18 protein-coding genes are annotated in these 22,805 nt (G+C 54.9%); 13 read left to right on the top strand and 5 right to left on the bottom strand.

The window, feature by feature from the left end; translation table 11 throughout:
- Nucleotides 1–61 precede the first annotated feature (61 nt).
- The 8 genes from SCD_RS09335 to SCD_RS09300 all read left to right on the top strand — a co-directional run bounded on the left by SCD_RS09335 (nt 62) and on the right by SCD_RS09300 (nt 9,001).
- On the top strand, nt 62–2,080 hold the full coding sequence (locus SCD_RS09335; RefSeq protein WP_041673424.1) for a sodium-translocating pyrophosphatase: 2,019 nt from the start codon (nt 62–64) through the stop codon (nt 2,078–2,080).
- 82 nt (nt 2,081–2,162) lie between these two features.
- Nucleotides 2,163–2,711 carry an inorganic diphosphatase gene (gene ppa, locus SCD_RS09330; protein ID WP_023506929.1) on the top strand — a complete coding sequence of 183 codons (549 nt, stop codon included), beginning with the start codon at nt 2,163–2,165 and terminating at the stop codon, nt 2,709–2,711.
- A gap of 94 nt (nt 2,712–2,805) precedes the next feature.
- The gene (locus tag SCD_RS09325; protein WP_009204889.1) at nt 2,806–3,318 is read left to right on the top strand and encodes a metallophosphoesterase family protein; all 513 of its coding nucleotides are present in this window, start codon (nt 2,806–2,808) and stop codon (nt 3,316–3,318) included.
- A gap of 177 nt (nt 3,319–3,495) precedes the next feature.
- A complete protein-coding gene (locus SCD_RS09320) occupies nt 3,496–4,782 on the top strand; it encodes a CoB--CoM heterodisulfide reductase iron-sulfur subunit A family protein (protein ID WP_009204888.1) in 1,287 nt (428 codons plus the stop codon).
- 4 nt (nt 4,783–4,786) lie between these two features.
- Nucleotides 4,787–7,057 carry an FAD-dependent oxidoreductase gene (locus SCD_RS09315; protein ID WP_009204887.1) on the top strand — a complete coding sequence of 757 codons (2,271 nt, stop codon included), beginning with the start codon at nt 4,787–4,789 and terminating at the stop codon, nt 7,055–7,057.
- 10 nt (nt 7,058–7,067) lie between these two features.
- Entirely contained in the window at nt 7,068–7,667 is a 600-nt protein-coding gene (locus tag SCD_RS09310) for a 4Fe-4S dicluster domain-containing protein (RefSeq protein WP_009204886.1), read from the top strand.
- Nucleotides 7,668–7,674: 7 nt separating this feature from the next.
- Nucleotides 7,675–8,577 (top strand): CoB--CoM heterodisulfide reductase iron-sulfur subunit B family protein, encoded by a 903-nt coding sequence (locus SCD_RS09305; RefSeq protein WP_332370301.1) that lies wholly within the window; start codon nt 7,675–7,677, stop codon nt 8,575–8,577.
- 106 nt (nt 8,578–8,683) lie between these two features.
- Entirely contained in the window at nt 8,684–9,001 is a 318-nt protein-coding gene (locus SCD_RS09300) for a hypothetical protein (RefSeq protein ID WP_009204884.1), read from the top strand.
- Nucleotides 9,002–9,004: 3 nt separating this feature from the next.
- Here the strand turns inward: SCD_RS09300 and SCD_RS09295 are convergent, their stop codons facing one another.
- Nucleotides 9,005–10,033: a DUF2279 domain-containing protein gene (locus tag SCD_RS09295; protein ID WP_084607493.1), complete on the bottom strand. Its 1,029-nt coding sequence runs from the start codon at nt 10,031–10,033 to the stop codon at nt 9,005–9,007.
- Between the two features lie 196 nt (nt 10,034–10,229).
- Here SCD_RS09295 and SCD_RS09290 point away from each other — a divergent pair, with 196 nt between their 5' ends.
- A complete protein-coding gene (locus SCD_RS09290; protein WP_009204881.1) occupies nt 10,230–11,426 on the top strand; it encodes an ammonium transporter in 1,197 nt (398 codons plus the stop codon).
- 206 nt (nt 11,427–11,632) lie between these two features.
- Here the strand turns inward: SCD_RS09290 and SCD_RS09285 are convergent, their stop codons facing one another.
- A complete protein-coding gene (locus tag SCD_RS09285; protein ID WP_009204880.1) occupies nt 11,633–12,862 on the bottom strand; it encodes an HD-GYP domain-containing protein in 1,230 nt (409 codons plus the stop codon).
- A gap of 66 nt (nt 12,863–12,928) precedes the next feature.
- Nucleotides 12,929–14,275 carry a prephenate-dependent tRNA uridine(34) hydroxylase TrhP gene (gene trhP, locus SCD_RS09280; RefSeq protein WP_041673925.1) on the bottom strand — a complete coding sequence of 449 codons (1,347 nt, stop codon included), beginning with the start codon at nt 14,273–14,275 and terminating at the stop codon, nt 12,929–12,931.
- 20 nt (nt 14,276–14,295) lie between these two features.
- Between trhP and dnaE the strand changes: the two genes are divergently transcribed.
- Nucleotides 14,296–17,739 (top strand): DNA polymerase III subunit alpha, encoded by a 3,444-nt coding sequence (gene dnaE / locus SCD_RS09275; protein WP_009204878.1) that lies wholly within the window; start codon nt 14,296–14,298, stop codon nt 17,737–17,739.
- 198 nt (nt 17,740–17,937) lie between these two features.
- On the top strand, nt 17,938–18,411 hold the full coding sequence (locus SCD_RS09270; RefSeq protein ID WP_023506927.1) for a WbuC family cupin fold metalloprotein: 474 nt from the start codon (nt 17,938–17,940) through the stop codon (nt 18,409–18,411).
- Between the two features lie 19 nt (nt 18,412–18,430).
- On the opposite strand, the gene SCD_RS09265 is transcribed toward SCD_RS09270, so the two are convergent.
- A complete protein-coding gene (locus SCD_RS09265; protein WP_009204876.1) occupies nt 18,431–18,706 on the bottom strand; it encodes an acylphosphatase in 276 nt (91 codons plus the stop codon).
- A 285-nt stretch (nt 18,707–18,991) separates the two neighbouring features.
- On the opposite strand from SCD_RS09265, the gene SCD_RS09260 reads away from it, so the two are divergent.
- The gene (locus SCD_RS09260; protein WP_009204875.1) at nt 18,992–19,444 is read left to right on the top strand and encodes a DsrE family protein; all 453 of its coding nucleotides are present in this window, start codon (nt 18,992–18,994) and stop codon (nt 19,442–19,444) included.
- Nucleotides 19,445–19,493: 49 nt separating this feature from the next.
- On the opposite strand, the gene metG is transcribed toward SCD_RS09260, so the two are convergent.
- The gene (gene metG, locus SCD_RS09255; protein ID WP_009204874.1) at nt 19,494–21,533 is read right to left on the bottom strand and encodes a methionine--tRNA ligase; all 2,040 of its coding nucleotides are present in this window, start codon (nt 21,531–21,533) and stop codon (nt 19,494–19,496) included.
- Between the two features lie 136 nt (nt 21,534–21,669).
- Here metG and apbC point away from each other — a divergent pair, with 136 nt between their 5' ends.
- Nucleotides 21,670–22,764 carry an iron-sulfur cluster carrier protein ApbC gene (apbC, locus tag SCD_RS09250; protein ID WP_009204873.1) on the top strand — a complete coding sequence of 365 codons (1,095 nt, stop codon included), beginning with the start codon at nt 21,670–21,672 and terminating at the stop codon, nt 22,762–22,764.
- The last annotated feature ends 41 nt before the right edge of the window (nt 22,765–22,805 follow it).

The following is a 22,805-nucleotide window of genomic DNA, read 5'->3' as shown; positions in this document are numbered from 1 at the left end:
TGTTTGGCTTTAGGGCGATTGGCCGGCCCTGATCGGCCGGCTTAACTTGGGGAGAGTAATTATGTCAGGTGGTCTGGGGTTTGCACTGTTATGTGCAATTGCGGCGCTTCTATATGGAGCGGTTTCGATTAAGTGGATTTTGGGCTTGCCGACAGGCAACGATCGCATGCGAGAAATCGCCGCTGCAGTGCAGGAAGGGGCTTCAGCCTATCTTAATCGGCAATACACTACGATCGCTGTTGTTGGCGTGATTCTGCTGGTGGCAATTTATGCTGCCCTGGATTGGCAAACTGCGGTTGGTTTTGCTCTCGGCGCTTTTCTTTCCGGTCTGACCGGCTATATCGGCATGAACGTATCTGTTCGTGCCAATATCCGTACCGCTGAAGCCGCCAAGGATGGCCTCAACGCTGCCTTGAATGTGGCTTTCAAGGGTGGTGCGATCACCGGCATGCTGGTGGTTGGCCTGGGTCTCCTCGGTGTGGCAGGTTACTACGCAGTTCTTACCATGGGACTGGGCGAGACCACCACTCAAGCGACTCATGCTTTGGTCGGACTGGCCTTCGGTGGTTCGCTGATTTCCATCTTCGCCCGTCTTGGCGGCGGTATATTCACCAAGGGCGCTGACGTTGGCGCTGACCTGGTCGGCAAAGTCGAAGCCGGGATTCCTGAAGATGATCCACGCAACCCGGCTGTTATTGCAGATAACGTGGGTGACAACGTGGGCGACTGTGCTGGTATGGCCGCTGACCTGTTCGAAACCTACGCTGTAACCATTATCGCCACTATGATTCTGGGCGGCTTGTTGATGACTAGTTCTCCTAATGCGGTGATTTACCCGTTGGTGATGGGTGGCTTCTCGATCATCGCTTCCATCATTGGTACTTTCTTTGTTACGGCGCGTGAAGGTGGCAAGATCATGAACGCCCTGTATCGCGGACTGGCTGTTTCCGCTGTGCTGGCGCTGATTGCGTTCTACCCGATCACTTCCATGATGATGGGTGATAATGGTGTGTATTCGGTTAACGCGCTGTATGGTTCCGCTGTCATTGGTCTGCTGCTGACCGCTGCATTGGTGTGGATCACCGAGTACTACACTGCAACCGAGTTCAGCCCGGTGCGCCACATTGCCGAAGCTTCTACGACCGGTCATGGCACAAACGTGATTGCCGGTTTGGGTGTTTCGATGAAATCGACCGCAGCTCCTGTACTTGCAGTGTGTCTGGCAATTTGGGGCGCTTTTGCTTTCGCGGGACTTTACGGGATTGCTATTGCCGCGACCTCGATGCTGTCCATGGCCGGTATCATCGTGGCACTTGACGCTTACGGTCCGATTACCGATAACGCTGGCGGTATCGCTGAAATGGCAGGCTTGCCTGAAGCCATTCGTAATATCACTGATCCGCTCGACGCTGTGGGTAACACCACCAAAGCGGTGACCAAAGGCTACGCCATTGGTTCTGCTGGTCTGGCTGCGCTGGTGTTGTTCGCTGACTATACGCATGCGCTAGCCACCAACCATCCAGGCTTGACCTTCGACTTGTCCAACCACATGGTGATTATCGGTCTGTTCATTGGTGGTATGGTGCCTTACCTGTTTGCAGCCATGGGCATGGAAGCGGTAGGCCGTGCTGCGGGTTCGGTGGTGGTTGAGGTTCGTCGTCAGTTCAAGGAAATCCCGGGCATCATGGAAGGTACCGGCAAACCAGAATATGGTACCTGCGTCGACATGTTGACCAAGGCTGCGATCAAGGAAATGCTTATTCCTTCGTTGTTGCCTGTTGCGGTTCCTGTGATCGTCGGTCTGACCCTGGGTGCGCAAGCACTGGGTGGCGTGCTGGTCGGTACCATCGTTACCGGTATCTTCGTAGCTATTTCCATGACCACCGGCGGTGGTGCTTGGGATAACGCCAAGAAGTATATCGAAGAAGGCAACTTTGGCGGTAAAGGTTCCGAAGCCCACAAAGCGGCGGTTACTGGCGACACCGTTGGTGATCCCTATAAGGATACTGCCGGCCCTGCTGTCAATCCGTTGATCAAGATCATCAACATTGTTGCGCTGATGATTGTGCCTCTGCTGTAATCCTGAATCGGGCCAGTAGGCCCGTTAGGTAGCTGTAAATAAAGCCGGTATAATGCCGGCTTTATTTTTTGAGGTTAGCCAGATGAATCTTGACCGAGTCAGTTCCGGACGCGATCTACCGAACGATTTTAATGTCATCATCGAAATTCCGATGCACGGCGACCCGATCAAGTACGAAGTAGACAAGGATACCGGTGCCATGTTTGTGGATCGTTTCATGTCCACAGCCATGCATTATCCTTGCAACTACGGCTACATCCCTCATACCTTGTCTGATGACGGCGACCCGGTAGACGTGCTGGTGATTACGCCGGTGCCGCTGATTACCGGCGTGGTGGTGCGTTGTCGCCCGATAGGCATGCTCAAGATGACAGACGAGGCTGGCGAGGATGCCAAGCTGCTGGCAGTGCCGATCGACAAGTTGTGCAATCTTTATCGCAACATCGAGTCGCCGCGTGACTTGCCGGAACTGACGCTGTCACAGATCAGCCACTTCTTCGAGCACTACAAAGATCTGGAAGCAGGCAAGTGGGTCAAGGTGGAGGGATGGGTTGGTGCGGAGGAGACCAAGACCGAGATCCTGGCCGGCGTTAAGCGGTATCAGGAAGCAGCTGTCAAGCCGATGTTCTAAAATCCGTGAGGCGGGAGGGGTGAGGCGTTAGATGTGCCTTTGACCTTTTCTCCTTACCCTTCTCTTCTCTCTATCCTTGCTCCTCACGAAAATCATGAAAATCTGCATACTTTCCGATAGTCACGATAACCGCACGCTACTGGCATCCGCCGTGCAGGATGCCAAGGCGCGTGGCGCCGTTGCTGCGCTGCATTGTGGTGACGTTGTTGCGGCCAATACGTTGAGCGTGTTCAAGAAGCTGGACATGCCGGCACACGTAATTTACGGCAATAACACCGGCGACCTGTATACCCTGTCTCGCATGGCACACGAGTCGGGAAATCTGATCCACTTCTATGGCCAGGATGCGGGAATCACCCTGCATGGCCGCGCCATTTTCATCGTGCATTATCCGCATTATGCCCGTGCCTTGGCCTGTACCGGTGAGTGGGACATGGTCTGCTGCGGTCATGACCATCGCTCCGCGATTGAACAGGTGGAGAATATCCGCGGTGGAAAGACCTGGATGGTGAATCCGGGAACGGTCGGCGGAGTAGGGAAGCCGCCTACCTATGTGATAGGTGACCTGGAGCTGATGACCTTCGAAGTTCTTCCAGTTCCGGTCTGACATTGATTTAATCTATTTAAACATAAGAAAATTCAATTTATTCTTGTGAGCGGCGCTGTGGATTGGCTCTCCAATTGGGAGTAAGATTGTGTCCGGTCAAGAATTCCAATTAAATGCTTCAACCGGTGTAGGCGCACATGGTCGCCGAACCTGTTTATCCGTGATGGAGGTAACCTGATGACGGACGTTATTGCAACCAATCAGACCATTCTGGTCGTCGGTGGTGGCATCAGCGGTATGACAGCCGCCCTAGAGGCGGCCGAGTGCGGCAAGAATGTGGTGCTGGTGGAAAAGAACCCCGCCCTTGGCGGTCGTGTTTCCCAGCTTTATCGCTATTTCCCCAAGCTGTGCCACCCGACCTGCGGTCTGGAAATCAACTTGCGTCGTCTCAAACAGAATCCGCGCATCCGAGTGCTGACCATGGCTGAAGTGACGGCGATCACTGGCGGTGAAGGTGATTACAGTGCCACCGTCAAGCTGGCTCCGCGCTACGTCAACGAAAACTGTACCGCTTGCGGCGAATGCTCCAAGGCGGTAGATGCCGAAGTGCTGGACGCGTTTAATTACAACCTTGGCAAGATCAAGGCGGCTTATCTGCCTCATAAAATGGCCTATCCGCAGCGCTATGTGCTTGACCCGTCGATTATCGGTACTGCCGATGCCGACAAGGCCAAAGCCGCCTGCAAATATGGCGCGATCGATCTCGACATGAAAGAAGAGACCGTCCAGTTCAAGGCCGGGGCGGTAATCTGGGCGACCGGTTGGAAGCCTTACGATGCGGCGAAAATTCAACCCTATGGCTATGGCCGTTTCTCGAATGTCATCACCAGCGTCGAGTTCGAGCGCCTGGCCGATATTCATGGTCCGACCAAGGGCAAGATACTGCGGCCCTCAGATGGTAAGGAGGCGAAAAACATCGCCTTCATCCAATGCGCCGGTTCGCGTGACGAGAACCATCTGCGTCACTGCTCGCGTATCTGCTGCATGGCCTCGCTGAAACAGACTAATTACGTGCGTGAAGCCTACGGTGATGCCGGCAAGTCCACCATTTATTACATCGATATCCGGGCGATAGACCGTTTCGAGGACTTCTACCAGAAAGTGCTGAAGGACCCGACTGTCAGCTTCATCAAGTCCAAGGTCGCTAAAGTCACACAAGATGAGAAAACCGGCGACGTGATTCTGCACGGTGTGAATACCGAGGGTTATCACCGCTATGCCACTCCTCACGACCTGGTTGTTCTGGCGGTGGGTATGGAGCCATCCGTCACGGGCGCCAACCTCCCGGCGGAAATCGTATCCGATTCGAGTGGTTTCATCGAGGCTGATCCGGCCAACCACGCTTTCTTCGGCGCGGGTTGCGCATCCAATCCGTTAGATGTGAACCGTGCGGTGCAGAGCGCCACTGCGAGCGCTTTGCGCGCAATTCAGGTGGTTAACCGTGTTGCCAGAGTGGAGGGTTAATTAAATGGCAGATATGAAAGTAGCAGCCTACATTTGCCAGGGGTGTGGTTTGGGCGATCGCCTGGATACGGCCGCATTGGCCGGTGTGGCTAAAAAAGAAGGTAAGGCCGCGCTGGTCAGGGAGCATGAGTTCCTGTGCAACGCTGAAGGCGTCAAGATGATCCGCGATGACATTGCCAACGAAGCCGTTACCCATGTCATGATCGGCGCCTGTTCACGTCGCGCCAAAACCGAGGCTTTCGGCTTCACCGATGTCGCTGTGTCACGCGCCAATTTGCGCGAAGGCGTGATCTGGTGCCAGCCTGAGACCGACGAAGCGCGCGAGACCACGCAGGAAATGGCGGAAGACTACATCCGCATGGGCTGCGCCGAAGTGAAGAAAATGACCCTGCCTGAGGGTAATCCGGCAGCCGTTACCGAGCGTACCGTACTGGTGGTGGGCGGTGGTGTTTCCGGTATGACCGCTGCTCTGGAGGCTTCCAAAGCTGGCTACAAGGTGGTGCTAGTGGAGAAATCCGGCGCCCTCGGCGGTTGGGCGGCCAAGTTGCACAAGCGTTCGCCGGGCAAGTCGCCGTATGCTGAGCCGCAAGATACGCCAGTGGCGGATATGGACGCGGCGATAACAGCCGACGCCAATATCAAGGTCTACCTCAACGCCATCACCAGCAAGACCTCCGGCTCCCCGGGACAATTTGAAATCGAGATCAGCACTGAGTCTGGTTCTACCGCGACCGAGAAAGTTGGTGCCATTATTCAGGCCACCGGTTTCTCGCTGTACGACGCCAATAACCTTCCCGAACTCGGCTATGGCAAGTCCGCGAACGTTGTCGATCAGGCCGGACTGGAAGCGCTTGCCAAGGCGGCCAACGGTGGCGTGATCAAGCGCCCCTCGGACGGCGGCGAAGTGAAGACCGTGGTATTCGTCCAGTGCGCCGGTCAGCGGGACGATACCGGCAAACATTTACCTTACTGCTCTGGTTCCTGCTGCTCGACCTCGGTCAAGCAGGCGATGTATTTCAAGGATTCCAATCCTGACATCGATACGGTAGTGATTTACACCGATCTGCGCATGCCCGGCAATGGTGAAGATTTCTACCGCAGCGGCCAGAACAAGGGCGTGACTTTTACCAAGGGCAAAGTTTCCAGCGTTGAAGCCGCTGGCAACCAGTGTAAGGTGAATTTCCACGACTTGATCCTCAACGATCAGACCGCCATCGACAATGCCGACCTAGTGGTATTGGCCACCGGTCAGGTGCCGAATTCCGGCGTTGATATTGACACCAAGCTGAAAGCAGACATTGCCGCTGCAGCTGGTGATAACTCCCTGCTGGAAGCTTACAATGCCTCCCAGGCCGAAGGTGCCGTTCAGCCGATTTCCGTGCTCAACCTGACCTATCGTCAGGGGCCTGACGTGCCGCAGCTGAAGTATGGCTTTACCGATTCGCACTTTATCTGTTTCCCTTACGAAACTCGCCGTACCGGCATTTATTCCGCCGGCCCGGTGCGCCGTCCGATGGACATGGTGCAGGCGATGGAAGACGCCACAGGCGCTGCGATGAAGGCAATCCAGGCGGTCGAGAATGCCGGTCTGGGCCGTGCCGCGCATCCGCGTTCGGGCGATTTGAGCTTTCCGAAAGTGCGTCTCGAGGGCTGCACCCAGTGCAAGCGCTGTACAGTGGAATGCCCATTCGGTGCCATCGACGAAGATGAGAAACGCTTCCCGGTGTTCAATGAATCCCGTTGCCGCCGTTGCGGCACCTGTATGGGCGCCTGTCCAGTGCGCGTGATCTCTTTCGAGAACTACTCGATTGATACCGTCGGCTCGCAGCTGAAAGCGGTTGACGTTCCTGACGAGTTTTCCGAGAAGCCGCGCATTCTTATTCTGGCCTGCGAAAACGACGCTTATCCTGCGCTCGACATGGCGGCGATGAACCGCAACGTTTACAGTGCGTACGTGCGTATCATTCCGGTTCGTTGTCTGGGTTCTGTCAACACCATCTGGATCAACGATGCGCTGAGCAGCGGCTATGACGGTGTGATGATGATGGGTTGCAAGCATGGCGATGATTACCAGTGCCATTTTGTCAAGGGCTCGGAGCTTGCCAGCTACCGCATGAGCAAGATCGGTGACACGCTCAAGCAAATGGGGCTGGAAGAAGATCGGGTTGCCACCTTCGAGGTCGCAATTACCGACATCGAGCGCGTGCCGCAGCTGATCAACGATTACGCGGCGAAGATCCAGGAAATCGGCATGAGCCCGTTAAAGGGATTCTAGGAGGCGGCAAATGAGCGAAAAATATCATAATAATTTCCTCAAGGAAGTTGAGGAAATGGTCGAGGAAGGTGAATGGGTAAAAATGTGCATGCAGTGCGGCGTGTGTGCCGGCTCGTGTCCGCTCGGCCCGCACTGGGCACATCCGCCACAGGAAATTTTCATGATGATCCGCGCCGGCAAGCGCGAGGAAGTTCTGAGATCCGATTCGATGTGGATGTGCACTTCCTGCTACAACTGCGTCGTGCGTTGCCCGCGCAAGCTGCCGATCACCCACATCATGCACGGTTTGGCTAACTATGCTCACCGTCTGGGACTTTCGCCGAAGAACCAGCCGACGCAGCAATTCGCCACCCTGTTCTGGAACAACCTGGCACAGACTGGCCGCGTCAACGAGCTGAAACTTTCTCTTGGAATTTATTTCAAGGATGGTTTTGCTCAGGGCGTCAAGAACGCCATGGCGATGCAGAGCGTTGGCCTGGGAATGGTAAAGGCGAAGCGCCTGAACCCGATGGAATTGTTTGGTGGACACGGCGTTAAGGATAAGACCGGCTTCCATGCCATGCTGAAGAAAGCGAAGGAAATAGAAGACCGTCGCAAGAATTTCGCCTAAGGAGTCAATGATGGCTAAAAAGACATACTCGTTTTACCCCGGTTGCTCGTCACAAACCAAGGCGTCCTCAGACAACTACCTGAAGTCGACAAATTCGATGTGCAAATACTTGGACATCGAACTGAAAGAAATTCCGGACTGGAATTGTTGCGGTGCATCTATCGGCTATGCCGAAGGTGGCGAGTTGCCGCGCATCACGCTGTCTGCCCGCAATATGGCACTGTCCGAACAGCACAACCCGGGCATGGATCTGGTCGCAACCTGTGCTGCGTGCTGGCTTTCCACTCGTGAATCCAAGGAGCGCCTGGCTCACAGTTCGCAGACGCTGGCTGATGCCAACACGGCTCTGAACGAGGCGGGACTGACCTATAAAGGCAATCAGGCGGCACGCCATATGGCGGAGGTGCTGGTTGAGGATTTCGGTTTCGATGAACTGAAGAAGGGTGTAAAGAACCCGCTGCAGGGCATCAAATTCGCCGGTTACGTCGGCTGTCAGACTAATCGCCCTTTCGGTCTTGCCGGTGAATCATTTGAAAATCCCGTGTATCTCGATAACCTGATCGAGGCGATGGGTGGTGAAGCGGTATCTTACGACCAGAAAGTGACCTGCTGCGGCGGTGCATTGGCCTTCTCCGAGCCGGAGAAAAGCCAGAAACAGATCAAGGATATTATCGAATCTGCTTACGATCATGGTGCTGAGATGATCGTCACACCATGCCCGCTGTGCCAGGCCAACGTTGAGATCTACCAGGGTGAAGTGAACAAGCGCTTCGGTACCAAGTTCAACATCCCGGTGATGTATTATTCTCAGTTGATCACTGTCGCTTACGGCGGTAGCGCGCAGGAAGCTGCGCTGGACGGCCAGCTGGTTCGTGCGACCAAGCTAGAGGAAATTGCCAACAAGAAGTAAAGAATAACCATCTTGATGGCAGCAACTTGGGGGGCGGCCTGCGGGTCGCCCCTAATCGTTTCGCCTAGAGGCGCCTACTTTTGGTGCCGCAGGACAAGGAGGCATTATGAAAAATCCTAAAACTTTAGATGAATACATCGACCTGGTTCACCAGGCGGTTTATGAAGTGGATGAGCTACGCGCCATCGTCGAGGATGACGAAGAGCGCAAGACCATGATCCTGCCCTGGGTGGATGCGATGGACAAGGAATTGCGCCAGATGTTTGACGATATGACTTCCGGGCGCTACCAGTTCGACCCCAACGGGCCTGATCTGCCATATATGGCGATCGTCAAGAGGTTCGGCCCGAGCATTCCATTCAAGCTGCTACTCAACGTCATCAACCATACCCACCGCTTCGGGTTGGATATCGATTCCAAATAGCGGTTAAAGCCGGTGGTCGGCCAGTACAGCGGTACCGGGAACCTGAACATACTCCAGGACAGTATCGGTGACCTGCCGGTTGAGGTTTTTTTCTTTGGCATCGCGAAATACCGTGTTCCTTAAGATCTCCGAAATATTCAGTGAAATGCCGAAGTAGATGTGCCGGCTTCGGTCAGGTGCTGGCACTCCGTCGTTGGGTTCGAAGCCTCGTGAACCGTAACCCGCCACTAACTCGAAGTAGCGCAGCACATCATGGTTTTTCAGTTGCGGTATGCCGGTTGCCTTGGCAACAAGCAAGTAGGTTTGTCCCGAATAGTCTCCGACCGGTCCGACCTGATTGAGCCGTTTCGCATCGCCGGAAGGCCAGTAATGAAGGCGGAAATCGAACAGGTCGTCAAGGCGTTTGTTTTTCTCGAACAATAGACCCAGCCCGGTGCCGAGAGTATTCATGATCAAATCTTCCTTGCTGAACTTGTATCGTTTCGAGAAGCCATCGAGCGTTTCCACAGCTAGCATTGTGCCGAACACGGTTGCTGCCGACAGGATGACAGCGTCGTCCCGGTCGTTTCCTGCCCATTCGAAGGCGCTGGCAAGCAGGCGGGTTCCCACATAAGTAGAATAGGCATGGCCCAATTTGTCCGCCCCCCCGGCATAGGTGTCCTGTCCAAACCATCCTTCGTTGGTGGTACGGAAATGGCCGGAAGTTCCTTCCTTCCACCAGACAGTGGCACCATAGGCTAAAACGGTTCCGGCTCCGCCCCAAATTAGCGCCTGCGTCCGAAAACGCTTATCTTCCTCGGATAGCTCTGCTGCTCTTGCGCTATCCCCCTCAGCAGGGATATTCAGTGCTGCAACAGCATTTCGTTTGGCTTGGGTGTAAACCACGGAGTGTGTGCTGATGGGATCGTCTGATTCCGTGCCGCCATGAGCACCGGACAGGCAGAACAGTGTGGAAAAAATATACAATGCCATCGCATGAAAAACAGCGGATATCCGGATGTTGGCACCAACGCAAAGAAATTTATTCCTCATTATTTAAACCTAGCAGATGATGGTATGTTGTCAATTTACTTACGCAAACAGGCACCATTCAGGGGCGCTTAATTTGTGGTTGCACTAGATTGGTGCGCAATTATGTGCGGTGTTTGGATAGTTCCTTTCGAAACAAGGCATGCAATACTGGCCCAATTATTGCTTTTTTGGGTGAAACTTTATTTCTGGAGTAAAGATGGAAAATCTCAAGACTGGTAGCGACGTATTGTTCATCCTCATGGGTGCAATCATGGTGCTGGCGATGCACGCAGGCTTCGCCTTTCTGGAACTGGGTACGGTGCGCAAGAAAAATCAGGTTAACGCCCTGGTGAAAATCATGGTCGATTTCGCCATATCGACCATTGCTTACTTCTTTATCGGTTATAGCATCGCTTATGGGGTGAATTTCTTTTCCGGTGCCGAGGTGCTGGCGCAGAAGAGCGGCTACGATCTGGTTAAATTCTTCTTCCTGCTGACTTTTGCCGCGGCGATTCCAGCAATTGTCTCTGGTGGCATCGCCGAGCGTGCCAGATTCAATCCGCAACTGGCGGCCACTTTCCTTTTGGTGGGTTTTATTTACCCCTTTTTCGAGGGCATCGTATGGAATCATCACTTCGGTGTGCAGGACTGGCTTAAAGGAACTTTCGGGGCGGAATTCCATGACTTTGCCGGCTCCGTGGTGGTACATGCCATGGGTGGCTGGATTGCGCTGCCGGCAGTGCTGTTGCTTGGCGCACGGCGTGGTCGCTATTCCAAGGATGGCATGGTGGCTGCACATCCCCCCTCAAGCATTCCATTTTTGGCATTAGGTGCGTGGATACTGACGGTGGGTTGGTTCGGCTTCAACGTTATGTCGGCGCAGACCATAGATGCTGTCAGCGGCCTGGTGGCGGTGAATTCGCTTATGGCGATGGTGGGGGGGATTCTTGCCGCGCTGGTGGTGGGCAGGAATGACCCTGGCTTCGTGCATAACGGACCGCTCGCCGGTCTGGTGGCGGTGTGTGCCGGTTCCGACTTGATGCACCCATTGGGTGCGTTGATTACTGGCGGGGTGGCAGGTGCGCTATTCGTGTGGGCGTTTACTCTGACCCAGAACAAATGGAAAATTGACGATGTGCTAGGTGTCTGGCCTTTGCATGGCCTGTGCGGCGCATGGGGTGGAATCGCTGCAGGGATATTTGGTCTCAAGGCGCTGGGAGGCATCGGCAACGTGAGTTTTTCCGCGCAACTGATAGGTACCCTGATGGGTATAGCTATCGCTCTGGTTGGCAGTTTTGTGGTTTATGGACTACTCAAGAAGCTGGTGGGGATACGGCTGGACCCGGAAGAGGAGTTCAACGGTGCTGATATTAGCATACACAAGATCTACGCCACGCCGGAGGGCGAAGTCTAGCCTTCATGATCTTTTGCAGATAAAGGCAGCTGGAATTCGAAGCGGTTGGTACTAATAAGGCCCAGTTTTATTTCTGGGCCTTATTATTTTTGCCAATTCTGGAGAATGCTTATTCTTGAGTATTCCGGCTAGCTTGTTGGTTGAGCTTGTTGCAATTCACTCAACTTCATATTCTAATTCCCAGTAACGCGCATTGGCATAGAAAATTACACAGTCCATAACTGATCGAGATTCTTTATCCCCCATGTCGTTGCATCTTCTCGACTGACAATCCTTTCGGTGGTGCCGGGGCGAGAGAGATTGATCACCTCTGGTTGGATGTAGGCATTTGCCTTGGTTGAGAAGAAAACTTTGACGTTCGGAGTCAGCAGCGATTTTTCTGATTGCTCGGTCACCACCGCGAGGCGCCCGGACGAGAGGCGCACCAGCGATCCGACGGGGTAGATGCCGATGCTCTTGACGAAACTCTGAAAGACTTTCGTGTCGAAGTGGCCGTTGCACCACTCGGTCATTTTGCGGATTGATTCGGCCGGATCCCAGCCAGCCTTGTAGGGACGATTAGAGGTAATGGCGTCATAGACATCACAGACGGCGCCCATTTTGGCAAAAAGACTGATCTGCTCGTTCTTCAGTTGATGCGGATATCCGCGCCCATCAACCTTTTCATGGTGGTGCAGGCAGACGTCGAGAGAAATTTCTCCCACTGTACCCCCCTCGACTAACAGGCGATGGCCTTCTGTCGGGTGGCTCTTGATGAGGTCAAATTCTTCATCAGTCAGCTTGCCCGGTTTGTTGAGTATTTCCATGGGTATCATGGCTTTGCCAAGATCGTGCAATAGCCCGGCCATGCCGGCATCACGGATCTGATTATCGTCGAGATTGAGCTGGCGGGCTAACGACACCATCAGGGCGCAGACGGCAACTGAGTGCATATAGGTATAGTCGTCTGCGGTTTTCAGCCGTGCGAGACTGATTAGCGCCCCAGGGTTGCGCATTACTGAGGAGGAAATTTCATCTACCAGTTCGTTCGCGGCTTCGGCGGAAATTGCCTTGCCCATGCGCACTTCCTGAAACATGGAGACGACGGCCTCTTTCGAATTGGCACATATTTTGGCTGCGCGCTTTACTTCTTCAGCCATCGAAACCAGCTTGACCGGTTGGTCGCGAGCAGCGGACTGGATCAGGACCTTATCGACCGCGGCAGATACTTCTTCTTTGGTTTCGGTTTCAGAGGGCGCGATGCCTTGTTCAACATCGAGGCCAATTTTTACATCGATCCAGACTTCCGTTATGCCGCTATCGATGATGAGACGAATGTCGTTCGGATCCTTGAGGAGGAATTTTGTTCGCCAAAAGGGATGTTCCATCCAGGAACCGCAAAGTTCATGGAGATGCATTCCCAGCCGGAGATGTTTAACAGCAATTTTTTTTAGCATGTTATAGGCTATTCAGCGTTCTCAGGCTTTACTGGATTGTTGTCGTGGTGAGTAAGTCACCCAAATTTAAATAAACCTCGCTAGCATCGCTCTGTCGACATTGTCGCTGAGCGGGATGTGAACCACCCAGCCGCTACCCGGGGCTTCCATTATGGAAGCGCCTTTCTGGTTAAGGATTTGTTCCAGCACCATCTCACGATTGCCGGCGGGATGGATGAGTTCCAGCCGGTCGCCCACGGCGAAGCGGTTTTTTACTACCACCTTCGCCATTTTTCGGGTCGAGTCATAGGCGACGATGTCGCCGACATACGTCTGCCGCACGCTTTCCGATTGACCGGTGAGATAGTTCTGGTATTCAACGGTATGGTGACGCTGGTAAAAGCCATCAGTGTAGCCGCGGTTGGCGAGGTTTTCCAGCGCGCTCAAATGTGCTGTGTTGAATTCGCGACCCGCAACGGCATCGTCGATCGCCTGGCGGTAAATCTGGGCCGTGCGCACCACGTAGTAGGACGATTTTGTTCGTCCTTCGATTTTCAGGGAATCCACGCCGATTTCAGCCAGCCGGGCAACATGCTCCACTGCGCGCAGGTCCTTCGAGTTCATGATGTAGGTGCCGTGTTCGTCCTCGAGTACCGGCATCAGTTCGTCTGGGCGCTTGCTTTCCTCGATCATCCATACCTTGTCGGCGAGTGGGTGGCGTTGCTGGTCGCCGCATGCGGTAAGGCCGGATTCGCCCATGGCTTTGTTGAAATCGAATTCGGTTTCACGGATCACGCCCGCTGCGTCTTCCTGTGCTTCCTGAACCTTGTAGTCCCAGCGGCAGGAGTTGGTGCAGGTGCCCTGGTTGGCATCACGGTGGTTGAAGTAGCCCGATAGCAGACAGCGACCGGAATAGGCAATGCACAGGGCGCCATGGACGAATACTTCAAGCTCCATGTCGGGACATTGCTGGCGGATCTCGGCGATTTCGTCCAGGGAAATTTCGCGTGACAGGATTATCCGCGTCAAGCCCAGTGTTTGCCAGAATTTCACTGCAGCGTAATTGACGGTATTGGCTTGCACCGACAGGTGTACCGGGATTTCCGGCCACGCCTCGCGCACCATCATGATCAGGCCGGGGTCGGCCATGATCAGGGCATCCGGCTTCATGGCGATGACCGGTGCCATATCCGCCATATAGGTCTTGAGCTTGGCGTTGTGCGGAGTCAGGTTGCTGGCGACAAAAAATTTCTTGCCCAGCGCATGCGCCTCGGCGATGCCCGTTTCCAGTTCCTCCAGGCCGAATTCGTTGTTGCGGGCGCGCAGGGAATAGCGGGGCTGGCCGGCATATACGGCGTCCGCGCCATAGGCGAAGGCATAGCGCATCTTTTCCAGGCTGCCGGCGGGGAGTAATAGTTCGGGGGTCTTCATCATCATGGTAAAATTATACCATCATGCTTGCCCCTTCCTTTATCCACCTCCGACTGCACAGCGAGTATTCGATTGTCGACGGCATCGTGCGCATCAATGACGCAGTCGGCTTCGCCGTCGCTGATCGGATGCCGGCGCTGGCGCTGACAGATCTCAGCAACCTGTTCGGCATGGTGAAGTTCTACCAGGCCGCGCGCGGCAAGGGTATCAAGCCGATCGTCGGCTGCGATGTGTGGATCAGCAACGAGGCTAATCGCGACCAGCCTCATCGCCTGCTTCTGCTGTGTCGCAACCGGCAAGGTTACTTGCGTCTGTGCGATCTGCTCACGCGCGCCTATCGCAGCAACCAACATCGCGGTCGGGCGGAAGTGCGCCGCGAATGGTTCGAGGGTGGTGGCAGCGATGGCCTGATCGCGCTGTCCGGAGCGCACTTCGGCGATGTCGGCCAGGCGTTGTTGCAGGACAACCGCACGCAGGCACAGGAACTCGCAGCCGAGTGGCAGCACCTGTTTCCCGGCGCGTTTTACCTCGAGTTGCAGCGTACCGGACTACCCCAGGCCGATGTCCATGTGCGGCTCGCACTAAGACTGGCTTCGGAATTGCACTTGCCAGTGGTAGCGACCCACCCGATCGAGTTTCTGGCGTCCGACGACTACAAGGCCCACGAGGCGCGGGTGTGTATTTCCGAGGGCTATATGCTGGCGGACAAGCGGCGTCCGCGTGTCTTTACCGAGCAGCAGTACTTCAAGACCCAGGCGGAGATGGCGGAACTGTTCGCTGATATTCCCGAGGCGCTCACCAACAGTGTCGAAATCGCCAAGCGCTGCAATCTCAGTGTTGAACTAGGCAATAGCAAACTGCCACTGTTCCCGGTACCAGAAGGGATGACCCTGGACGACTACCTGTGCCAACGGGCGGAGGAGGGACTAGCAGAGCGCATGAAAGAGCTCTATCCCGACGAGGCGAAGCGGGCGGAGCAGTATCCCGTCTATACCGACAGGCTCAAGATCGAGCTTGGGACCATCATCCAGATGGGTTTCCCCGGTTACTTCCTGATTGTGGCCGACTTCATTACCTGGGGTAAACACAACGGTGTGCCAGTTGGCCCGGGGCGGGGCTCCGGTGCGGGTTCTCTGGTGGCCTACAGTCTCGGCATCACCGACCTCGACCCGTTGCGCTATGCCCTGCTGTTCGAGCGCTTTCTCAATCCCGAGCGGGTGTCGATGCCCGACTTCGATATCGATTTCTGCCAGGAAACCCGCTATAAGGTCATCGAGTATGTGCGCGAGAAGTACGGTGCCGACGCCGTCTCGCAGATCGCCACTTTCGGCACCATGGCGGCCAAGGCGGTGGTGCGCGACGTGGGGCGGGTGCTGGATCTGCCTTACAACTTCTGCGACCAGCTTTCCAAGCTGATTCCGGCTGCACCTGGCAAGCAGTATTCGCTGGACGAGGCGCTGACGATGGAGCCCCAGCTCAAGGAGCGCTACGACAACGAGGAGGAGGTGCGCGAACTGTTTATTCTGGCGCGCAAGCTCGAAGGGTTGACCCGCAACGTCGGCATGCATGCCGGTGGTGTGTTGATCGCGCCCGGCAAGCTGACCGATTTCTGCCCGCTGTACCAGCCGCCCAATGCCGACAACGTGGTCAGCCAGTTCGACAAGGACGATGTGGAGGCTGCCGGCCTGGTCAAGTTCGACTTCCTCGGCCTGCGCAACCTGACTATCATCGAACTTGCCCTCAAGTACATCAAGAAGCTCGACCCGAGCTTCGATCAACCCCTGGATACCCAGCATTTCGACGATCCGGCAGCGTATGAGGTATTGAGGAAGGCCAACACCACGGCGGTGTTCCAGCTTGAATCGGAGGGCATGAAGAAGCTGTTGTCCAAGCTCCAGCCTGACCGTTTCGAGGACATCATCGCCGTGCTCGCACTCTACCGGCCAGGGCCATTGGGTTCGGGCATGGTGGACGACTTCATCCTGCGCAAGAAGGGCAAGCAGACGATCGACTATTTTCACCCCGACCTGCAACCTTGCCTTGCACCGACTTACGGTGTGATCGTCTACCAGGAACAGGTGATGCAGATCTCCCAGATCATCGGCGGCTACACCTTGGGCGGGGCGGACTTGCTGCGGCGCGCAATGGGTAAGAAGAAGCAGGAGGAGATGGACAAGCATCGCAGCCTGTTCGTCGAGGGTGCGCTCAAGAAAGATTACCCGGAGAAGCTCGCCAATAGCCTGTTCGATCTGATGGCGAAGTTCGCCGAATATGGCTTCAACAAGTCCCACACAGCTGCTTACGCGGTGATTTCCTACCAGACCGCCTGGTTAAAGGCGCACCACACCTCGGCCTTCATGGCGGCGACGCTGTCCTCGGAACTGGACAACACCGACCAGCTCAAGGTGTTCTACGAGGACACCCTGGCCAACAAGGTGAAGGTGCTGGCGCCTGATGTGAATGTCTCCGGCTACCGTTTCGAGCCGGTCTCCATGACCGAGGTCCGCTATGGTCTTGGCGCCGTCAAGGGTACCGGCGAAGCGGCGATCAGCGTCATCGTCGTGACGCGTGAAAAAGACGGGCCGTTCACCAGCCTGTTCGACTTTTGCCGCCGGGTGGACAAGCGCACCGTCAACCGCCGCGTGATCGAGTCCCTGGTGCGCGCCGGTGCATTCGACACCATCAACGAAAACCGGGCGAGCCTGCTGGCGAGCGTTGGCGTGGCGATGGAAGCGGCTGAACAGGAGAACCGCGATATTCTCCAGAACAGCCTGTTCGATGCCATGGATGATGGCGGTGCGGAAAGTCGGCCCGATGCCATGGTGGATGCGCAGCCCTGGCCAATGATTGAACAGCTGACAAACGAGAAGAAAGCCCTGGGTTTTTACTTCAGCGGCCACCCTTACGATGCGTATCGCGCGGAACTCACTGGCTTCATCAAGACCCGGCTTTCCGACATTGCGCCGCAGCAACAACCGGTCTGGCTGGCGGGGGTGATCTATGCCATTCGTACTCAGATGACGCGGCGCGGGAAAATGGCATTCATTTCCCTGGAGGACGGGATTTCGCGCATCGAGGTTTCAGTGTTCAGTGAATTGTTCGATGCGCACAAGGATATTCTCAAGGAGGACCAATTGCTGATCGTCGAAGCCAAGATCAGCAAGGACGATTATTCCGGCGGATTTCGTGTGATTGCGGAAAGCTTGCTCGACCTGGCTGGGGCGCGTACGCGTTTCGCCAAGCTGTTGCGGTTGTCGTGCATGGCGCCCGCCAATACGGACAAATTACGCGAAATTCTGTCCGGCTACCGGGATCAGGCCGGGTGCAGGGTGCGGATCGGCTATTGCAACACCACGGCGAGCTGCGAGCTGGAACTGGGTGAAGACTGGCGTGTGAAGCTCAAGGACAATCTGCTAGCATCGTTGGCTGATTGCATCGGAGGTGAGAATTCCGCCATTCAATATTAGGTGCATTAAATATTCTTCAATTAATGGTTGCAAAGAAAATGAGAATATTAGATAATTCTAATAACTTGAATTACTCATCAATTGTGAGTTGTTCCGGTGTTGTCTCCTCCATCCTCCTTTTTTGGTGGATTTTAAGCGCGGTCACTTAGGTGAACCGCGTTTTTTTTGCTTTTTTCACGCATGGGTAGCATTGTTCGCATGAATATTCCGCAGATCATCAACCGTGAATTATTCGACCGCGTTTCGTCGGAAGCGCGGGCAGCGCCGCGTCGGCGCAAGAATTTTAATTTCCATGCCGTAGAGGCAGAGGCGAGTCATCGGCTGCTCAATGCAATGGAACCGGATTCATATATCCCGCCGCATTGCCACCGTGATGCGAGCAAGGATGAGTCTATCATCGCGCTCGCGGGTCGGTTCGGTGTCGTTTTCTTCGATCATGGAGGAAAAGTAACCGGGACGGCAATTCTGGCTCCGGGAGGTGAAGCGGTGGGAGTGAACATTCCTCATGGCGTGTTTCATTCCCTGGTGGCCCTGGAGTCTGGCAGCCTTTTCTTCGAGGCCAAAGCCGGCCCCTATAAGGCACTGGAGCCTGCAGAAAAGGCACCCTGGGCACCCGCCGAGGGTGGGCCGGATGCGGTCGCTTACCTGGGTATTCTTAGATCCTTATTCTAACTCGGTTGCTTACCACTCTTCACGCAGTATTCAGTCTCTCAAAATCGGTATACTCGCCACTGCCCGCACTGATTTCCACTCCTTCTACCCTCGCCATGTCCGGCCCTCTCCTGGCCCATTCGATCATGGCGCTGACCACTTCCGGCGCTCCCTGGATCATTGCTTCCACTGAGCCGTCGCTGCGATTTCTGACCCAGCCGGTGATGCCGAGCTGCCGAGCCTTGCGGTACATGGACTCGCGGAAGAATACGCCCTGAACATGACCGTAAATTCTAAGATGGTGGCTGATATTCATTGATCTATTTTAAGTAGAGTGTAAATAGGCCGATTCCAGCCCCGGAATTCGAGAGGCTGGTAAAAAATCAGCAGTAAATATTAAATTTCCTTTGATCTGTTTGTGTCCGGTCAACCCGGTCAACAAGATCTGGTTATCCATAAAACTAATAAAATCAGTGTATTGAGTACGTTTGGACTATATACATCCGTAATTTACGGTACTAAAGTTGAAAAGCAATCTGTAGAAGTTTTGTAGTTATGGAATTTTACCAATTCAAAATAATAATTATCGAGGAGACAAATAATGGCACGTTTGCGTAACTTATTCTTGCTGATCGCCCTATCTGGCTTGTTTGGCCTTGCGGGTTGTGCCTCAACCGGAGGCAAGTCGGCTGAGGCTGGATTTCAGGAGAACGTGGTTTATCATGTGAACGATTCCACAGTGGCGGGCGCAGCGATGAGAAACGTCAAAAACCATCTTGATGCCAATCCTCAAGCACATATCGTTATTGTCACCCATGGCAAAGGTATCGACTTCCTGCTTGAAGGCGCAAGAGATGACAAGGGGAACCCCTACGATATCACTGTCCAGGATCTGAAGAAAAAAGGTGTGACGTTCGATGTGTGCAACAACACACTGGTCAGTCGCAAGATTGATTCCAAGACAGTGTTGCCGGAAGCTCAAATTGTGCCATCGGGCGTGGCGGAACTATCCAAGCTACAATCGCAATACCACTACGCCTACGTGAAGCCCTGATCGAAAAAAGGGGGGTGAAATAAATAAAGGCGGCTCGAGCCGCCTTTATTTATTTCACCCGCATGCCCGGCTTGGCACCCTCGTCCGGGCTGAGAATGTACAGGCCTCCATCGCCGCCGGCAGCCAGCACCATGCCCTCCGACAGGCCGAATTTCATCTTGCGCGGTGTCAGGTTGGCGACCATCACGGTATGGCGACCGATCAACTTCTCCGGTGCGTAGGCCGACTTGATGCCGGCGAATACATTGCGTGTTTTCCCCTCGCCGATGTCCAGCGTTAGTTGCAACAGCTTGTCGGCCCCTTCTACATGTTCGGCATTGACGATTTTGGCGATGCGCAGGTCGATCTTCATGAAATCGTCGATGCTGATGGTTTCGGCGATCGGCTGGATTTCATGGGTTTGCTTCTCGGCATGGCGCGCGGGAGAGTGCTCTGCTGCCGGAGCTAGGGTGGCTTTGTTTTCTTCGGTCATGGCTTCCACTTGTTTCGGGTCGATACGAGTCATCAGGTGCTGGTAGGGGTTAATGGCGTGGCCTGCGGGCAGCAGGGTCTGCGCATCTTGCCAGGTTAGCGACGCGATGTTGAAAAAGGCTTCCACGTCAGCAGCCAGCTTGGGCAGTACCGGCTTGAGGTAGAGCGTGAGCAGGCGGAACAGGTTGAGGCTGACACTGCAGGCTTCGTGCAACCGGGCTTCCATGCCTTCCTGCTTGGCCAGTTCCCAGGGTTTGTTGTCGTCCACGTACTGGTTGGCGAGATCGGTCAGGCGCATGATGTCGCGCAAAGCCTTGCCGTATTCGCGCGATTCATACTGGGCGGCGATATCCTTGGCGGCGGCCTGGAGCCGTTGCGGCAGGGTCTGATCGCCAATGCTGCCGAGTTTGCCGCCGAAGCGCTTGGTGATGAAGCCGGCCGAGCGCGAGGCGATATTCACGAATTTTCCGATCAGGTCACTATTAACCCGCGCTGTAAAGTCTTCCAGACTGAGATCGATGTCTTCTATGCTGCTGTTGAGCTTGGCGGCGAAATAGTAGCGCAGCTGTTCCGGGTTGAGGTACTTGCGGTAGCTGGCGGCGGTAATGAAGGTGCCTCGCGACTTGGACATTTTCTGGCCGTTGACTGTAAGGAAGCCGTGGGCGAACACGCCGGTCGGCGTGCGATGGTCGGAGAACTTCAGCATCGCCGGCCAGAACAGGGCGTGAAAATAGAGGATGTCCTTGCCGATGAAATGGTAAAGCTCGGTTTTTGAATCCTTGCCCCAGAATTCCTCGAAGTCCATGCCATTTTTTGCACACAGGTTCTTGAAGCTGGCCATGTAGCCGACTGGCGCGTCGAGCCAGACGTAGAAATATTTGCCCGGTGCATCCGGGATCTCGAAGCCGAAGTAGGGCGCGTCGCGGGAAATGTCCCAGTTCTGCAGGCCTCCGGCTATCCACTCCTGCATCTTGTTGGCGGCTTCCGGCTGCAGATGTCCGGCGTTGGTCCACTCTTTCAGGAAATCAGTACAGGCGCCGAGCGTGAAGAAGTAGTGCTCGGATTCCTTGCGTACCGGGGTGGCGCCGGATACCGCCGAAACCGGGTTGATCAGGTCGGTGGGCGAGTAGGTGGCTCCGCATACTTCACAGGAGTCGCCGTACTGGTCTAAAGCATGGCACTTGGGGCACTCGCCCTTGATGAAGCGGTCCGGCAGGAACATTTCCTTTTCCGGATCATAGAACTGCTCGATAGTTTTGGTAGTGATCAGTTTCGCCTGGTCGCGCAGGGAGCGGTAGATACTCTGCGCCAATTCCCGGTTTTCATCGGAATTGGTCGAGTAGTAGTTGTCGAATTCGACATGGAAACCGTCGAAATCCGCTTTGTGTTCGTGCCAGACACGTTCGATCAGGGCTTCCGGGGCGATGCCCTCGGCTTGCGCGCGTAGCATGATGGGGGTGCCGTGGGTGTCATCGGCGCACACGTAATGACACTCGTGCCCTTGCATTTTCTGGAATCGTACCCAGATATCGGTCTGTATGTATTCAACCAGATGGCCAAGATGGATGCTGCCATTGGCGTAGGGTAGGGCGCTGGTAACCAGGATCTTGCGTTTCATTGCGGTTTGTCAGGAACTTGAAAGACCTCAATTGTAACAAACCGTGGTAGCAAGCCCAATTATTCGTTAAACTTTCGTTTTCTGCCTCTTGCCCTGATGGGTATTGGGCAAAAATGGTTACACTCAAGGAGTAAGCATGTCCGTGTCAGAACAGCAGGTGCAAGATGCACTGAAGGAAATTACCGATCCTACTACCAAGAAGGATTTTGTTAGTACCAAGTCGGTCAAGAACATCAAGATCGACGGCGACAAGGTGTCGCTCGACATCGTCCTCGGCTACCCGGGTAAGAGCGTGTTCGAAAGCATTCGCACCCTGGTTAGTGACAAGGTCAAGAGCATTGCCGGTATCGGTAGTGTGACGGTCAATGTATCCTCCAACATCGTTTCGCATAGCGTGCAGCGCGGTGTCAAGCTGATTCCGGGCATCAAGAACATCATCGCCGTGGCTTCCGGCAAGGGTGGCGTAGGCAAGTCCACCACCGCAGTGAACCTGGCGCTGGCACTGGCTGCTGAAGGCGCGCGAGTCGGCATTCTCGATGCCGATATTTATGGCCCCTCCCAACCCTTGATGCTGGGCATCAAGGATGACCGTCCCGAACCTTCTGCCGACGGTAAAAAACTGGAACCGCTGAATGGCCACGGCCTGCAGGCCATGTCCATTGGTTTTCTGATCGATCCGGACCAGCCCATGGTATGGCGCGGCCCGATGGTCACCCAGGCGCTGGGACAACTCCTGAATGACACCAACTGGAAGGACGTGGATTACCTGGTGGTGGATCTGCCGCCAGGGACTGGTGATATCCAGCTCACCCTGGCGCAAACCGTGCCGGTGACCGGCTCCGTGATCGTTACCACGCCTCAGGATGTGGCCCTGATCGATGCGCGTAAGGGTTTGAAAATGTTTGAAAAAGTGGGTATCCCTATCTTGGGTATCGTGGAAAATATGAGTCTGCACATCTGCACCAACTGCGGCCATGAAGAGCGTCTTTTCGGTACCGGCGGCGGAGAGAAAATGTGCAAGGACTTCGATGTCGAGTTTCTCGGTGCATTGCCTCTGGATATCAATATCCGGCAGCAAACCGACGAGGGTAACCCGCCGGTGGTAGCAGACCCTGATGGCCGTGTTTCCCAGATCTACAAGGAAATTGCACGTCGCGTGGCGGTCAAAGTGGCTGAGCAGGCGCAGGATTTCAGCGCACGCTTCCCCAATATTGTGATTCAAAATACCTAACCCAAGCAGCCAGTAGTCGGTTTTTAGCGGTCAGCTTCGTG

It is taken from the genome of Sulfuricella denitrificans skB26, assembly GCF_000297055.2.
In the GTDB taxonomy this organism is placed as follows: Bacteria; Pseudomonadota; Gammaproteobacteria; order Burkholderiales; family Sulfuricellaceae; genus Sulfuricella; species Sulfuricella denitrificans.
The sequence above is the reverse complement of the archived record's forward strand: the minus strand, read 5'-3'. Positions and strand labels throughout refer to the sequence as shown.

What these genes read in the sequence shown, in the direction of transcription:
- SCD_RS09335 (WP_041673424.1), top strand. Translation starts at nt 62, where the DNA reads ATGTCAGGTGGTCTGGGGTTTGCACTGTTATGTGCAATTGCGGCGCTT.
- ppa (WP_023506929.1), top strand. Translation starts at nt 2,163, where the DNA reads ATGAATCTTGACCGAGTCAGTTCCGGACGCGATCTACCGAACGATTTT.
- SCD_RS09325 (WP_009204889.1), top strand. Translation starts at nt 2,806, where the DNA reads ATGAAAATCTGCATACTTTCCGATAGTCACGATAACCGCACGCTACTG.
- SCD_RS09320 (WP_009204888.1), top strand. Translation starts at nt 3,496, where the DNA reads ATGACGGACGTTATTGCAACCAATCAGACCATTCTGGTCGTCGGTGGT.
- SCD_RS09315 (WP_009204887.1), top strand. Translation starts at nt 4,787, where the DNA reads ATGGCAGATATGAAAGTAGCAGCCTACATTTGCCAGGGGTGTGGTTTG.
- SCD_RS09310 (WP_009204886.1), top strand. Translation starts at nt 7,068, where the DNA reads ATGAGCGAAAAATATCATAATAATTTCCTCAAGGAAGTTGAGGAAATG.
- SCD_RS09305 (WP_332370301.1), top strand. Translation starts at nt 7,675, where the DNA reads ATGATGGCTAAAAAGACATACTCGTTTTACCCCGGTTGCTCGTCACAA.
- SCD_RS09300 (WP_009204884.1), top strand. Translation starts at nt 8,684, where the DNA reads ATGAAAAATCCTAAAACTTTAGATGAATACATCGACCTGGTTCACCAG.
- SCD_RS09295 (WP_084607493.1), bottom strand. Translation starts at nt 10,033, where the DNA reads ATGAGGAATAAATTTCTTTGCGTTGGTGCCAACATCCGGATATCCGCT.
- SCD_RS09290 (WP_009204881.1), top strand. Translation starts at nt 10,230, where the DNA reads ATGGAAAATCTCAAGACTGGTAGCGACGTATTGTTCATCCTCATGGGT.
- SCD_RS09285 (WP_009204880.1), bottom strand. Translation starts at nt 12,862, where the DNA reads ATGCTAAAAAAAATTGCTGTTAAACATCTCCGGCTGGGAATGCATCTC.
- trhP (WP_041673925.1), bottom strand. Translation starts at nt 14,275, where the DNA reads ATGATGAAGACCCCCGAACTATTACTCCCCGCCGGCAGCCTGGAAAAG.
- dnaE (WP_009204878.1), top strand. Translation starts at nt 14,296, where the DNA reads ATGCTTGCCCCTTCCTTTATCCACCTCCGACTGCACAGCGAGTATTCG.
- SCD_RS09270 (WP_023506927.1), top strand. Translation starts at nt 17,938, where the DNA reads ATGAATATTCCGCAGATCATCAACCGTGAATTATTCGACCGCGTTTCG.
- SCD_RS09265 (WP_009204876.1), bottom strand. Translation starts at nt 18,706, where the DNA reads ATGAATATCAGCCACCATCTTAGAATTTACGGTCATGTTCAGGGCGTA.
- SCD_RS09260 (WP_009204875.1), top strand. Translation starts at nt 18,992, where the DNA reads ATGGCACGTTTGCGTAACTTATTCTTGCTGATCGCCCTATCTGGCTTG.
- metG (WP_009204874.1), bottom strand. Translation starts at nt 21,533, where the DNA reads ATGAAACGCAAGATCCTGGTTACCAGCGCCCTACCCTACGCCAATGGC.
- apbC (WP_009204873.1), top strand. Translation starts at nt 21,670, where the DNA reads ATGTCCGTGTCAGAACAGCAGGTGCAAGATGCACTGAAGGAAATTACC.